Genomic DNA, 14,291 nt, shown 5'->3' with positions numbered 1-14,291 from the left:
GAATGATCTTTTTAACTCATGACTTTTTGAGCTTGTCGGAGAGATGTAATAGTGGCGATCGCGTGTTGAGAGACTGCATCTATTTCTGCTACAGTATTGAAACGGCCAATCCCAAACCGAATGGAAGCGTAGGCTAATTTGTCCGATCGCCCGATCGCTGCTAAAACATGAGATGGAGATATTTTGGCAGAAGTACAAGCCGAACCAGAAGAAACCGCCGCCGCTGACTGTAACCCCAACAGCAATGCTTGACCGTCAACGCCACCTACACTAATATTAAGATTTCCTGGCAATCTTTTAGTCGCGTGACCGTTGAGAAACACATCTCCTAATTCTGCCAAATTTTGCCACAAACGCTCGCGCAAACTCACAACTCGTGCTGTTTCCTCCTCCATTTCCGCAATTCCTAATTCCACAGCTTTAGCAAATCCGACTATTTGCGGTGCGTACAGTGTACCCGATCGCATTCCCCGTTCGTGACCACCGCCGTGCATTTGTGGTGCTAACTGGACTCTAGGTTTATGGCGACGCACATAGAGAGCTCCAATGCCTTTTGGTCCGTAAATTTTGTGGGCTGTCAAGGACATTAAATCGATATTCATCTCCTGTACGTCTAGGGGAATTTTACCGATCGCCTGGGCTGCATCTGTGTGGAAAATAATATCATTTCCGCGACAGATTGCCGCAATTTCTCCAATCGGTTGAATCACTCCAATTTCATTATTAGCAGTCATCACCGAAACTAAAATCGTCTCCGATCGAATCGCTTTGATCAAGTCGCCTATATCAATCAATCCGTCACTTTTTACAGGTAGAACGGTAATGTCAAATCCCAATTTTTCCAAATATGTACAGGGGTCAAGAATCGCATTATGTTCAGTTTTTACTGTTATAATGTGCTTTCCTTTGCTGAAATAGGCTTCGGCGATGCCTTTAATCGCTAAGTTATTGGCTTCCGTTGCACCGCTGGTAAAAACAATTTCTTCTGGAGAGGCGTTGATGGCTTCTGCTAAAATTTGTCGTGACTGTTTTACCGCTGCTTCGGCTTCCCAGCCGTAGACGTGGTTGATGCTGGCTGCATTGCCGAATTGCTCGGTGAAATAGGGCACCATCGCATCAAGTACCCGCTTGTCTACGGGGGTTGTCGAGTGGTTGTCGAGGTAGATAGGACGTGCGGACATAGTGGAAATTTAGTGAAAAAAGATGTTAGATTTATTGTAGACGAGCCTTTTGTTCTATAGCTAAAATTTATAATTAACAAATATTTGTAAAGATTTATGCGCTCTGACATCCAGGGATTAGAAATTACTGCGGGTGAACTCAAACGCCTCAGCGGTACGGGCCCCGATCGCGTATATCGACCCGCAACAGCAACTAAGTTTGTTCGCGAAGGGGTGAAAACCTTCGGTTTAATTATTTTAGTTCTGATCAGTTGTTTGCTGCTGGTAATGATATTTCCCAGGGCTTATTTGGTTTGGTTAGCCATTCACCTGATGGCGATCGCCGGTTTAATCTTTGAGGATATCTGGAAAATTAGGTGCAGCCACCAAAACAAACATTTAATTAATCTTTTTGATGATGTCGATCGCTACAATGGTATCATCAAGGCGATCGCCATTAATGACGACATAGAAGATGCTGGTAATTCGGGAGTCAAAATAGCCGATCGCTCAAAAGTCATTCAAGCATTGGATCTGATCAGAAAGGATTTAGTCAGAGCGTTGAAAACCGAGAGAATCATCAGGGAAAACCAAAAATTTGTGGGAACTAACTCCGAACTATTCGCCACTAACCTAGTCGCCTTAAATGCCTTGCAAATTAGCGATCGGGCTAGCGAACAAGGGCGATTGCTAAACCAAGCTTTGCAGGTAGCCGTGGGAGTTCAAGCAGAAATGAAAAAGTTGCAACAGCGAAAGGAGGCGACTTAACGTAAAATTTTTTCAGTGAAGTCACTGGGTCAGGATATCTTAGAAAGGTGACGTTAACAACCAGGTCAGTATGTCTGCTAAACCTAAGATTATAGTTCTTGATGACGATCCCACAGGTTCTCAAACCGTGCACAGTTGCTTGCTGCTGACTACTTGGGACGACGCAACACTGCGTTTGGGACTGCGGGACAAATCGCCGATTTTCTTTATACTGACAAATACTCGATCGCTAACTCCCGAAAACGCAGCCTCCGTCACCCGCGAAGTGTGCCAAAATCTTAAAATTGCGATCGCCGCCGAAGGAATTCAGGATTTTTTAATAGTTAGCCGTTCCGATTCTACCCTGCGCGGTCACTATCCCATCGAAACCGACGCGATCGCCGAAGAACTCGGTCCCTTCGACGGTCATTTTCTAATTCCCGCCTTTTTTGAAGGAGGAAGAATTACCCGCGACAGCGTGCATTACCTAATGGTTAACAACGTCGAAACACCAGTCCACGAAACCGAATTTGCCAAAGATTCAGTCTTTGGCTACAGTCACAGTTACCTCCCAGACTACGTGGAAGAAAAAACCAAAGGTCGGATTCAGGCCGAGAATGTCGATCGCATCTTACTCGCAGATATTCGCCAAGGAAACTTAGATCGACTCATGCACATGACAAACAACCAATGTGCAGTAGTAGATTGCGAAAATCAAAGCGATTTAGACACCTTTGCTAAACACATTCTCGATGCAGCTAGTCAAGGGAAAAAGTTTTTATTCCGCAGCGCAGCCAGCATCTTAACATCCTTAGCCGACCTAGGTCCCCAGCCCATCGCCGCCGACAATATGGTAAAATATGTCAGGAATGGCAAACCCGGTGCAGTAATAGTTGGTTCCCACGTTAAAAAAACCACAGAACAATTGGAACAATTGTTAAAAGAACCCAATACAGTGAGCATTGAAATAGATGTAGCTCATTTACTAGAAGAAGCCCCAGAGGAGCGGACAAATTTACTGAATAAAACTCTAGAAAAAGTCCGCAATGCTCACAGCGATGACAAAACCCCAGTAATTTATACCAGTCGCCAGGAACTACAATTTAAAAACACAGAAATCAGGTTAAAATTTGGAGAAGCTGTTTCGGCTTTATTGATGGATATTGTCCGCGGTCTGCCGGGAGATATCGGGTTTTTAATCAGCAAAGGTGGTATTACTTCCAATGATGTTTTGAGTACAGGTTTGTCCCTCAAAAGTGTCAGACTCCTAGGTCAAATCATCCCTGGTTGTTCAGTAGTAAAAACCGAGTCAAATCATCCTCTATTTCCCAATTTACCAGTAGTTTTGTTTCCCGGAAATGTCGGAGATAGTAATGCTTTAGCCACGGCTTACCAACGACTGAGCAAGTAACCAGCAGACTGAGTTCAAAAAACACCACACTTAGATACCCGACTTCTTAGAGAAGTCAGGTATCTAACATATTGAAATTTTAATGCCAGAGCGTATCTTGACAATCCCCTCAAATAAGCCCAATGCTGCAACTCCTGTAAAAATCGCTCTTCAGATTACGAATAAAACGGCAGCCTCGTTGCGCTTCCAATAGTTAAATACAACGTTACAGATTCTAGGGCAAGATGGTAAAAAACTGCGGTGGATTGTATCGGTCGCTACTTTGTGGACTAAGCATTAGAGAGAGCCGTTATACTGCTGATAGTAGGGAAAATTGGTCTAAAAAACTTCAGTATTTTTACGGTTAAAAGATTAATATATTTGTCCTAATATATATAGTCAAATAGTAATGAGTCACTTTAAAAAAAGCAGAGCTAATTCATGTGATTAAGCATTTTGCCTTGTTTTTATTGGCTTTAATCATTTCGGGTGTAATCGCACTCCGCCATGTACCCAGATTGTTAGCTGGGGCTGTTGATGCCCAACTGGGGAGGGCAACTGAATTGACATCCTTTGAATCAACACATAGCAATGTAGTTGAAGTAGATGGTATCCATTTAGAAACTGTGGTGTTTAACCCGATATGGCCAATTCCAGCCAATCTGCACGGTGCAAATACCCCTGTGCAATTTGGTGTCCGCATTACGAACAAAACATCAGAGTCTATTCGCGTCCCCTTGGCGCTTAGCTTTGGTCCAAAGATTATAAAAATGGATGGTCAAGAATTAAAAATAGCGAACAAGGTAATTTCATCTGATCCACCGACCTTAAACAAACCCCTTTGTCCGTCAATCAAACCTGGAAAAAGTGAAACTTTCGTTTGGAACTGGATACTTCAGTGGCAGAATAATCAGCTTCAGCTTGAAGGTACTAATGCTCAAGGTGCCCCTTGGATTTATGAGCCTCTCAGTCCTGGCGTGTACTCGATTGCTTTAGAGTATGACGTCCGCAGCACAATAGTACGACTCTGCGAACTAATAACGCAAGTACCCAGGACAGAAGAAAAAATCTGGGTAGGTCGGGGAATTACTCCCTCAAAGAATTTTAGCTTAGTCCACCTTTGAACATAAGTTTTAAGATGCGTCTAATTCCCAAGCCTGATAGTGTCAATTATTAGAAGGTATGAAGTATCTTTTGCGGTTGAAGTATTTTTTTCTGTTGTTGCTCGCTTTATTACTTTCAGGAGCGATCGCACTCAGCAATATACCTGAAGGAGCGAGCGCGATAGGAAATCTATTGATCGACTCAAATCCCGATTTGATATCTTTTGAATCGAGCGATAGCAATGCAGTTGAAAGAAATGGTATTCGGTTGGAAATTTTAGCACCGGAGCGGGTGTGGCGCATACCTGAAAATCAGCCAAATGCTACTACTCCTGTTCGGATCGGTTTTCAAATGACAAACAACACACCTGACCCGATTCGCTTTCCTCCACTCGATCCCCTTTTTATATTCTCACTAGAAATAGTGGATGCCGATGGCAACTTATTACGGCGCTCTGGGGGTAGAGGTATGCTTCGCAAATCTCCGCAACTGGCTTGTCCCTTAGTTCAACCACGAGAAAGTCTAACCTTTTTCTTGAAAGCCGAACTTTTCTGGCAGAACAATCAGCTTCTCTTCGGAGGCAATGATGGATTGGGTGGCGGATGGACTTTCGATATTGGGCCTGGTAACTATCAAATTAGGTTGACATACGTCAATTTTAGACCAGTATTATTCTGTGATGAACCCCAGATATATGAACACAAATTAACACAAGGGATTTGGACGGGTCAGATAGTAACACCCTTTGTGAAGTTCCGCGTCGTCCAGTCTGAATCTAAATAGAACTTAAGAGCCAATTTTTACTCGATTTCAAGCCGAGACAGATATTTCCTACCCCATACAAAGGAGTTGTCAACAATGAGACTATCGCAACACTTGATGATTTTCTTGAGCTCGCCCTTACTGATGTTGCTAACAAGTAGAGCCAGTTTCGCGTTTTCTTTCACATTGCCATCCCAACAACCAAACCCGATATGCACTCCTACCTCGCCTTACTGTTCCTCAATATCCCATACGAAGCCCGGTGTTGGTACTGTGACTGTCTCTACTACCTCAGTCTCAGCACTCCCACTAGGCGGCACAAATGATTTTTTAACCTGCTAACGTCATCTGTTTGGGCACAAAATGGTTGGACTTTTAACAAGGCGCAACCTGTAGAGTCTTTAACAGGTAGGTTTGATATTGGGGTTTATGCTCCCTTTATTTTTATTACTCCGATAGAAACTGTTGGGGCTGAAATACAAGTTCTTTATAACCCTAGTGCTGGTTTCGATCCAGTAGGAAGTAACGTTCATTTTATTCAACGGGTAGTTAACAATCATGCTTACACTGTTACCCTACAGGGAGTCATTAAGCAGCCACCAGGAACTCCTGATGATAAAATTGATACGTTCCTAGAGCAAACTCAACCAGGTCTTGTCAACCCTCAAAATCCCCAACAACCAACATTTAACCCTTTTTACGACACCTATGGTCAGGTAATAAGGCCTCCCGCCGATCAAAGAATTCTTTTTGTGGATACTCCATCCCGAGATGATATCTATTATAACAACAAAAACTGGAGTGCAGAACTGTATCTTGCTGAGGTCAAAGATCCCATTAATAACCCTACTCAAGTGACAATATATAATGGGATATCATGGGGTTGGAAAAGCATATTTACTCCCCCTAAAACCACTAAAAAGTTTTCCGACAGCTATACTGCTGATAGTAGGGAAAATTGGTCTGAAAAAGTTCGGTAGTTTTACGGTTAAAAGATTAATAGACTTGTCCTAATATAGTCAAATAGTAATGAGTCACTTTAAAAAAGCAGAGCTAATTCATGTGATGAAGAACTGTTACCTATTTTTATTGGTTTTAATTCTTTCTGGCTTAGTGGCATTGAGTCATGTGCCTAGAGAAGTTATTGCGATGAAAGAGGGAGTAATGGCATTAAGCCATGTGTCCAGAGGCTCGACTGCGCCCTCCCATCTAGGAATAACGAGGGTGGCTGAGTTGAAATCCGTAGATTCACCTGACAACAAAACCGTAGAACAGGAAGGCATTTCTATGAAAATCTCAGTGCCATACTTTGTTTTACCCATACCGGAAAAGAAGCTGGATATCAGTAGCCCTTTATCTTTTGTAGTTAGCATTGCCAACAATACACAAAATTTCATTCGAGCTGACAACGACACATTGATTCCAGAACTTGTAGGGCAAGATGGTCGATCGCTGCCACTACAAAAAGCTAGAGATAGACAGTCAAATACGAGAAGTTTGTGCGGATTAGTGGAGCCAGGAACAAGAAAATTATTCCGTTCCGGTGTACTTACATGGAATAATAATAAGCTTCAACTCAAAGGTGATGCTGGGCTTGGTTACTTCTGGTATTTTGACGAACTAAAGCCCGGAGAATATCAGCTTCGGTTCATTTATGACAGTCCTGGTGGAAAAGTTTCCTGCTATGACGAAGAAACGCAAAAGCCGATGACAGTAAAAGGACTTAGAAGAGGTCAGGGAGCTACGAACTTCATACCGATTCGCGTAGTTCAACCTGTATCCATTAACAGCAATACAGTTGAATTAGATGGCATTCGCTTTGAAATTTTTATGCCAGAGCGTGTCTTTATAATCCCCTCAAATAAGCCCAATGCTACAACTCCTGTAAAACTCGCTCTTCGGATTACCAATAAAACGGCAACTTCGTTTCGTTTCCAACAGTTAAATACAATGTTACAGATTCTAGAGCAAGGTGGTAAAAAACTGCGTTTGAAAGGACGCGGGGGAGGGAATTTGCTGGCAGGATACAACTGTCCGTTAGTCGAGCCAGGAGAGAATGTTACTTTCAGTCTAGATGCCAAACTCTTCTGGGAAAATAACTTGCTTTTACTTGGACGCTCTGAACGCTCTGGTGGCTTCATCTATTTTGATGAGTTCAAGCCCGGTAAGTATCAGATAAGAATTGGGTACAACCCTGGAGTGTCAGAAGTAAGCTGCACACAGGAGCTCTCAGGAGATACATGGAAAGGCTGGGGAGCTACGCCTTATGTAGGGTTTAACTTAGTCGAGCATTAAACTTTAACGACATCACACTTGTCTGTTAGGTAGGATTTCACCCCTGGTTGATAGTTTTTAAAATTAGTGGTTTGTAAGGAGTTACAAAAAATGCGATTACGACAATATCCCTTGGTATTTTTGACAACAAGCTTGCTGCTCTGGCTGATGGATTATGGAGCGAGTGCATTCTCTTTTAGTTTGGGCGGTGACACTAGCTCTGATCCCATTTCATACAAATACCGGGATCAGTTTGAAGGTAAAATAACTGTAAAAGAGGTAAAACTTCTCAACCCACCTGCTCAAAGTAGTGACTTTATGAGAACCCTCCAAACCCTTTTTCCAGGATGGGAATTTAATCCGGTATCAATAGATGGTAGATTTCAGATTGTAGAATATCAGCCTCACTACCTATCAGAGCCTAACTTCCCAGACGAAACTTATGCGGTAGGGCTAAATTTGAACTAAATTACCTTTCTAAGATAGCAGAAGATGGAGTTTCCCCCATTTTTCACAAGAATCTTAACAATTTACATTGGATTCAGCGGGTAACTAACTTTAACTTTTTACAGGATCGTAGCGGAGAACCAAACAATCTCATTGACGTTCCATCTTTTCAGGATAATCCCTTCTACGATCAGCAGTTTCCAGGACAATTAGAACCCGGTGTATTCAAAGACTATCCATTCAGCAGGAATGTCTTTAAAGGCCATACCTTTGATGCTGAACTCTATCTAGTTGAAAAGACGGCAGACAAGAAAGTCTCAATTTATAACGGAGTTTCTTGGGGTTGGAAAAGTACAGTTAAGCGTCTTAAAACGTCTAAAAAGTTTTCAGATAGTCTAGCATCGGGTGTGGAAATAGACCGCTTCAGCATCCCAGAAATTACTCCTGGTTCAAAATATATAGCCTGGACAAACAACGACCTTCCCTCCAACCGCTGCAACCCCAACACATTTTTAAGCACTCAGAGCTCAGGTTTTGGATTTGCATTTGACGACGACAGTAGCCCTGTAGGAAATGGCTTTGCCTCCGCACTAACGGGTACTGTAGGTAGTAGCGGCAATATCAACCTCGATGTCCGCGCTGCTGGTGGAGGTGCTCGCGGTCAAGACAAGGGCAATTACGAGCTGTTTGTTGATGTTTACGACCCACAAGAATCGCCAGATTTTAGCTCCGCAAGTAGCGGCGGCGGCGGATTCGGAAAAGAAAAGCGGGGCCTGACACAGCAAAACCCCATCCTTCCTAATTCTATCCAAAATGGCTGGCAAGTCTTCAACAAAGTTCCCGGCTGCCGCTGGTTTGACCCTCCAACTACTTACGGCTTTGAATTCCAATCTCTGGAAGACACTTTATTTACTGAAATTCTCGATTTCCCTGTGGGCGATGACCAGGAGTTTACTGTTGCAGTAGGAGATTCGATACTCGGTAATTTCAGTCCGGGAGATAAATTAGACTTTGTTTCTTTATTGGGTTATCCAGTAGATAATTTTAGAATCACTGGGATTGATTCATTATTTGGTGAGACAGCAGAAACAGCATTTCCAATTCAATTAGCTTTTCAGGAAAGGGAAGGAAGTTTCAAGATGCGGCAAATTTCCAAGCCAATTGATGCGGAAGCTGTACCGGAACCTGGGAGTATTTTGGCGGCTAATGGAATGCTGTTGTGGTTCGGTGCGATGCGGCATATTTTGCGGAAAAAGCGACAGGCTGGATAATTTTTCTAGAGCCTAATATCCCGATCGGGGCGGGTTTTTGAGATTGTCAATTATTAGCAGATATTGTTGGTGAACCCGCCCCTACAGCAATCACACAAAGCTCGCAATGACACAAATGAAAAATCTTTACACTCTGCTATATGCTTTCAGCCTCATTCTCATCAACCCTTGGGGAGGCAGCCGCGGCGAAATTTGGACGCAACCTAAAGTTTTTGTTGTCCTGCTGATTGTGCTTTCAAATTTATCATTTTTATGGGAAGAAAGGAAACTTTTAACTTTTTCCCGCCAGTGGAAAATCTGCCTGATTTTGTGGGGAGTTTTTTTGACGGTGGGAGCGATTTCTACCCTCAACAGTCCTTTCCCGGAGCGTTCTTTTTGGGGACAAGACCAAATGGGAGATGGCTGGCTGTACTGGCTGTTAATTTCTATTTTTTCGCTGAGTAATAGGTTGCTACTAAAACTTCATCCCGAACTGTTTCTCTCTCAAATGCGGGGTTTGCTGATAGGAGGGGCGGTTGTAGCTGTTAGCGTTTTTCCGCAAGTTGTCAACTGGCAAATTGATTATACAGCAACGAACGGTCAGTCGATCGCACATGATGTTTTGGCTAGTACGATTTTTCGGGGACAGCAGCCGATCGCACTTTTCTCGCACCGCGGTCACGCAGCCATAGTATTGGCTCTGACAGCCGTGATTTGTGCGGTAGGTTGGAAGTGGAAATTAATTAACGATCGCACTTCCACTCTGATTTTATTCATAATTCTCCCCGCTTTGCTATTTACCAACACTCGCACAGCAATTTTATCTTTAATTATAGCACTATTTTACTTATTGGGATGGCAATACTATAAATTAATGATTGCAGTTATTGCGCTCGGCTTAGTAGCAATTAGTGCAATGACCTTTACTAGACCTCTGGACTGGAATCGGGTATCTGTTGCACAAGTAATGTCCAGCCGATCGCCTTTGTGGGAAGTTGCTGTGCGCGGCATTCAAAAACGACCTTTCTTTGGCTGGGGTTTTAACGGATTTGGTATCGCATATCCTTTCATCGCCAATCCCAATAACGTTCCTCAAATCCTAAGTTTCGGTCAGTTTTCTTATGATTACCTAGATATAAACGGACAGATTCGTACTGAAAAAATACCGAGTTATAAAGCTCACAATTGGATTTTAGATACTGCTATTTCTACAGGCATTCTGGGTGCGATCGCTAGTTTTGCTTTGTGGGGATATTGCTTGCACGCTCGCGATCGTGTCGCTAAATACCGACATATCAGCAATGGCGATCGGCTATTTAACTTTCATTCTGCCTTGGTTTGAGTGCGCTCAATACGCCCAGGTGCTTTGGTGGGCGCTAGATGGCTCCGAATCGAGTTAAGAGATTCCAAAACTCTCAATCCTGCAATAATAGTCGGCTTTTATCTTGCACCCACCGCTAACAAATGATAGTATTATAAGTCTGCCTAAAATTAAAACCTCAGCCAACAATTAAAAATCGCACCCGCAACAAAAAATCTTAAAAAAATTAGATTGCCAAAAAAGTAATGGTTGATACTCCACATCTGGGGCTGCCCCCCCAAGTCCCACTCCTATCGGTAGCGTTTTGATCCTTGTATCTGTCTGAGTCGGAAAACTCAGTTGAAATTTTTGCCTCGCAATTTTTAGCTCAAAACGTTAGCATATAAAGGTGACAGAACATTACCAGCCCCTAAACTCATTAAAAAGTGGCCATTGGTTCAAGCTGATCTGTGGGGCCAGCTTTCAACACCTGCCTGCGGTCCGCAACCTGACCTTGGCTTACACCTTAGCAGGCGCTGACTGTATCGATGTCGCGGCAGACCCCGCGGCGATCGCAGCAGCGAAAGAAGCCCTACAGGTGGCCGGCACCATACAGACTCAAGCCCAAAACCCCAGGTTTGACCGACAAGGTTTGCCCTGGCTGATGGTAAGTTTAAATGATGGGGAAGACCCGCATTTTCGTAAGGCCGAATTCAACCCAGCCGAGTGTCCGGTGGACTGCTGGCGACCTTGCGAAAAAATTTGTCCAGCCACAGCCATCGTTTTTCAGGGTGGTGGCGAAGGTGTTTCCGGGGTCATAGACCAGCAATGCTATGGCTGCGGTCGCTGTCTCCCGGTTTGTCCCAGCCAACTAATTTACACCCGTTCCTACGTGTCGGCCCCGGCCGCGATCGCACCTTTAATCCTGCAATCCGGTGTGGACGCCCTAGAAATCCACACCCAAATAGGCAGAGAAACAGATTTTGCAAGACTTTGGTCAAGCATAAATCCCTGGGTCGATCGAATCAAGTTAATTGCCATTAGTTGCCCCGATGGAGAAGGTTTGATTGATTATTTGCGAACACTTTATCAAATAATTTCCCCCCTTCCTTGTCCCCTAATTTGGCAAACCGACGGTAGGCCAATGAGTGGAGATATTGGAACCGGAGCTACTAGAGCAGCCGTCAAACTAGGCCAAAAAGTCTTAGCGGCCGGCTTACCCGGATACGTGCAACTTGCTGGTGGCACTAATGCTCATACTGTCAGCAAACTCAGAGCATCTGGGCTGATGAGGGAGGGAAGGAAAAATTTGTCAAATTCCCAAACCCCATATATTGCAGGTGTAGCTTATGGCAGCTATGCCCGTGTTTTGCTGTCACCAATTTTAGAGCAATTAGAAACAATGCAAATCGATCGAGCCTTGGCGATTCCAAACGCCATCACGCCACCAGTCGCCGGAACTCAAACACCAGGACTGACTAAACTAGAAGCCTTCCCAGCACTGCTCAGGCAGGCCGTGAGTTTAGCTGATTCTCTAGTTTCGCAACTGAAAGAAGATTAGTTAGTAGTCAGTAGTCATTAGTCAGTAGTCATTAGTCAGTAGTCATTAGTCAGTAGTCATTAGTCAGTAGTCGTTGGTTAGTAGTTACACCAGTCGCCAAGGCGCTTTGAGCATCGCTCAGGGAGCGGAGTCGCAGGGCAGGATAAACGCAGTCATTGGGCTCAATGATTATAAATGCCTTGACCACATTGGCGATTGCTATAGTTCCAATAACTAATAACCAATACCTAATAACTAATAACCAATAACCAATAACTAATAACTAATAACCAATGACTAATAACTAATAACCAATGACTAAAAAGCTTGAAAACGTCACCCGAACAGATGGACGGCGAATGCAGATTACAGACGACCTCAATAAATTACTCGACATCGTGCCAGATGACATCCGGCAACCCCTAGAACAGCACCCGCAGCGTAACAATCTCATCGAGATTGTGATGGATTTGGGGCGCCTTCCCGAAGCTCGTTTTCCATCCAAGGCCGAACACCTTTCCCAGAAGCCGATTTCCAAGGCAGACCTGAATTACTGCATTGAGCGAGTCGGTCATTTCGGTGGGGACAACCGAGCCGGCATCGAGCAAACCCTGCACCGGATCAGCGCCCTTCGCAACCGCAGTGGTGAGATTATTGGCTTGACTTTGAGGGTTGGCCGTGCTGTGTTTGGGACGATCAAGATTATCCGGGATTTGGTGGAAACCGGCCAATCGATTCTGATGCTCGGCCGCCCCGGAGTCGGCAAAACAACGGCGCTGCGGGAAATTGCCCGCGTGTTAGCTGATGATTTGGAAAAACGAGTGGTGATTATTGATACCTCCAATGAAATTGCCGGAGATGGAGATATTCCTCACCCAGCGATCGGCAGAGCTCGTAGAATGCAAGTTTCCCGTCCCGAACTCCAACACCAAGTCATGATCGAAGCAGTGGAAAACCATATGCCAGAAGTGATCGTGATTGACGAAATCGGCACAGAATTGGAAGCTTTGGCCGCCCGAACCATCGCGGAAAGGGGCGTGCAGTTAGTCGGTACCGCCCACGGGAACCGGATCGAAAACTTGATGAAAAACCCGACTCTAGCTGATTTAATTGGTGGCATTCAAGCGGTGACGCTGGGAGATGACGAGGCTAGACGTCGCGGTTCTCAAAAGACGGTTTTGGAACGCAAAGCACCCCCAACCTTTGCCATTGCCATCGAAATGCTCGAACGCCAGAAGTGGGTGGTACACGAGCAAGTTGCAGATGCCATAGACACCCTACTACGGGGAAAACAACCGAACCAACAAATCAGAAGCATCAGCGAGACTGGAGAAGTCATCATCGCTCACGAAGCAGGCACTCCTCCCGGCCGGTTTCCGGGGAACTCAGGTACTGCGTCGTCATCGTCGGCTTCGGTATCGGCAATCCGGCCCGTCACCCCACTATCCGGGTGGCGCAGTGCTGGGAAAATGGTACCCATGCCCCCTCCCGTTGACAAATTCCCTGCTAACAGTGCCCCAGTGTCGGAAACTAGATATTTTGAGCAACTGCTGGAAGAGTCCTTGTCAGTGGAACCAGTCGCCCGGCCCGGACGCTTTTCTCAGAATGTCGGGCCCAATGGGGAAGATTTGCCACTCCACGTTTATCCTTATGGCATAGCTCGTCATCACCTCGAACAGGTAATTTCGACTTTGAATCTGCAGGTGGTGTTGACTAAGGATATTGACACTGCTGACGTGGTTTTAGCTTTGCGCTCTAATGTGCGCAACCAGTCGAAACTGCGTCATTTGGCAAAAACTCGCCAAGTTCCTCTGCACACCATTAAGGCTAGCACTCTGCCTCACGTAGCGAGAGCTTTGCGACGCTTGTTGGACATGGAGGACCCCGCCACCCCGGAAATCGCTGACCTCAGCTTATTTGCCCGCAGTGGTTCTTCTGACGAACTCGAAGCTCTCGAAGAAACCCGCTTAGCTGTGGAGCAAATTGTGATTCCCAAGGGACAGCCTGTGGAGCTCTTACCCCGTTCTCCTAATGTTCGCAAAATGCAGCATGAACTTGTGGAACACTATCACCTAAAATCCGACAGTTTTGGTGAAGAACCGAATCGTCGCCTGCGGATCTATCCAGCTTAAAGTTGGGGATTGAGGCGGTTGCACGCAAAAGGCAGAAGGCAGAATTTTTTCTGTTTTCTGCCTTTTGCCTTGGATTAGTGACTATTTTAGTCCTGGACGCACACATAAGGTAATTCTGTCCGGTGCAGCCTAAATTTATATTACAATGCCTCCAGGACACAATTTTCTGATATGATGTTCTCGGT

11 protein-coding genes are annotated in these 14,291 nt (G+C 44.8%); 10 read left to right on the top strand and 1 reads right to left on the bottom strand.

Annotation, left to right across the window (positions count from 1 at the left end):
- Window positions 1-11: 11 nt before the first annotated feature.
- Window positions 12-1,181, bottom strand: a complete 1,170-nt coding sequence (locus P2A85_RS05230; RefSeq protein WP_377477922.1) for a cysteine desulfurase family protein — start codon at window positions 1,179-1,181, stop codon at window positions 12-14.
- A 96-nt stretch (window positions 1,182-1,277) separates the two neighbouring features.
- Here P2A85_RS05230 and P2A85_RS05225 point away from each other — a divergent pair, with 96 nt between their 5' ends.
- The 10 genes from P2A85_RS05225 (at window position 1,278) to P2A85_RS05180 (ending at window position 14,106) form a co-directional block, all read left to right on the top strand.
- The gene (locus tag P2A85_RS05225) at window positions 1,278-1,928 is read left to right on the top strand and encodes a hypothetical protein (RefSeq protein ID WP_340525203.1); all 651 of its coding nucleotides are present in this window, start codon (window positions 1,278-1,280) and stop codon (window positions 1,926-1,928) included.
- A 70-nt stretch (window positions 1,929-1,998) separates the two neighbouring features.
- Entirely contained in the window at window positions 1,999-3,318 is a 1,320-nt protein-coding gene (locus tag P2A85_RS05220) for a four-carbon acid sugar kinase family protein (protein WP_377477920.1), read from the top strand.
- 422 nt (window positions 3,319-3,740) lie between these two features.
- A complete protein-coding gene (locus P2A85_RS05215; protein WP_341731473.1) occupies window positions 3,741-4,421 on the top strand; it encodes a hypothetical protein in 681 nt (226 codons plus the stop codon).
- A gap of 58 nt (window positions 4,422-4,479) precedes the next feature.
- Window positions 4,480-5,184, top strand: coding sequence for a hypothetical protein (locus P2A85_RS05210; RefSeq protein ID WP_377477918.1), 705 nt, complete (start codon window positions 4,480-4,482; stop codon window positions 5,182-5,184).
- 1,008 nt (window positions 5,185-6,192) lie between these two features.
- On the top strand, window positions 6,193-7,458 hold the full coding sequence (locus tag P2A85_RS05205) for a histidine kinase (protein WP_377477917.1): 1,266 nt from the start codon (window positions 6,193-6,195) through the stop codon (window positions 7,456-7,458).
- 90 nt (window positions 7,459-7,548) lie between these two features.
- Window positions 7,549-7,905 (top strand): hypothetical protein, encoded by a 357-nt coding sequence (locus P2A85_RS05200; RefSeq protein WP_377477916.1) that lies wholly within the window; start codon window positions 7,549-7,551, stop codon window positions 7,903-7,905.
- A 386-nt stretch (window positions 7,906-8,291) separates the two neighbouring features.
- Entirely contained in the window at window positions 8,292-9,155 is an 864-nt protein-coding gene (locus P2A85_RS05195; RefSeq protein WP_377477915.1) for a hypothetical protein, read from the top strand.
- Window positions 9,156-9,270: 115 nt separating this feature from the next.
- Window positions 9,271-10,476 carry an O-antigen ligase family protein gene (locus tag P2A85_RS05190; RefSeq protein WP_377477914.1) on the top strand — a complete coding sequence of 402 codons (1,206 nt, stop codon included), beginning with the start codon at window positions 9,271-9,273 and terminating at the stop codon, window positions 10,474-10,476.
- Between the two features lie 367 nt (window positions 10,477-10,843).
- On the top strand, window positions 10,844-11,995 hold the full coding sequence (gene ldpA / locus P2A85_RS05185; RefSeq protein WP_377477913.1) for a circadian clock protein LdpA: 1,152 nt from the start codon (window positions 10,844-10,846) through the stop codon (window positions 11,993-11,995).
- Window positions 11,996-12,333: 338 nt separating this feature from the next.
- Window positions 12,334-14,106 (top strand): R3H domain-containing nucleic acid-binding protein, encoded by a 1,773-nt coding sequence (locus P2A85_RS05180; RefSeq protein ID WP_377481318.1) that lies wholly within the window; start codon window positions 12,334-12,336, stop codon window positions 14,104-14,106.
- Window positions 14,107-14,291 lie beyond the last annotated feature (185 nt).

Origin of the sequence: Microcoleus anatoxicus (assembly GCF_042465725.1) — a bacterium.
GTDB classification, from domain to species: Bacteria; Cyanobacteriota; Cyanobacteriia; order Cyanobacteriales; family Microcoleaceae; genus Microcoleus; species Microcoleus anatoxicus.
The sequence above is the reverse complement of the archived record's forward strand: the minus strand, read 5'-3'. Positions and strand labels throughout refer to the sequence as shown.

What these genes read in the sequence shown, in the direction of transcription:
- P2A85_RS05230 (WP_377477922.1), bottom strand. Translation starts at nt 1,181, where the DNA reads ATGTCCGCACGTCCTATCTACCTCGACAACCACTCGACAACCCCCGTA.
- P2A85_RS05190 (WP_377477914.1), top strand. Translation starts at nt 9,271, where the DNA reads ATGAAAAATCTTTACACTCTGCTATATGCTTTCAGCCTCATTCTCATC.
- P2A85_RS05180 (WP_377481318.1), top strand. Translation starts at nt 12,334, where the DNA reads ATGCAGATTACAGACGACCTCAATAAATTACTCGACATCGTGCCAGAT.
- P2A85_RS05220 (WP_377477920.1), top strand. Translation starts at nt 1,999, where the DNA reads ATGTCTGCTAAACCTAAGATTATAGTTCTTGATGACGATCCCACAGGT.
- P2A85_RS05210 (WP_377477918.1), top strand. Translation starts at nt 4,480, where the DNA reads ATGAAGTATCTTTTGCGGTTGAAGTATTTTTTTCTGTTGTTGCTCGCT.
- P2A85_RS05205 (WP_377477917.1), top strand. Translation starts at nt 6,193, where the DNA reads ATGAGTCACTTTAAAAAAGCAGAGCTAATTCATGTGATGAAGAACTGT.
- P2A85_RS05200 (WP_377477916.1), top strand. Translation starts at nt 7,549, where the DNA reads ATGCGATTACGACAATATCCCTTGGTATTTTTGACAACAAGCTTGCTG.
- P2A85_RS05225 (WP_340525203.1), top strand. Translation starts at nt 1,278, where the DNA reads ATGCGCTCTGACATCCAGGGATTAGAAATTACTGCGGGTGAACTCAAA.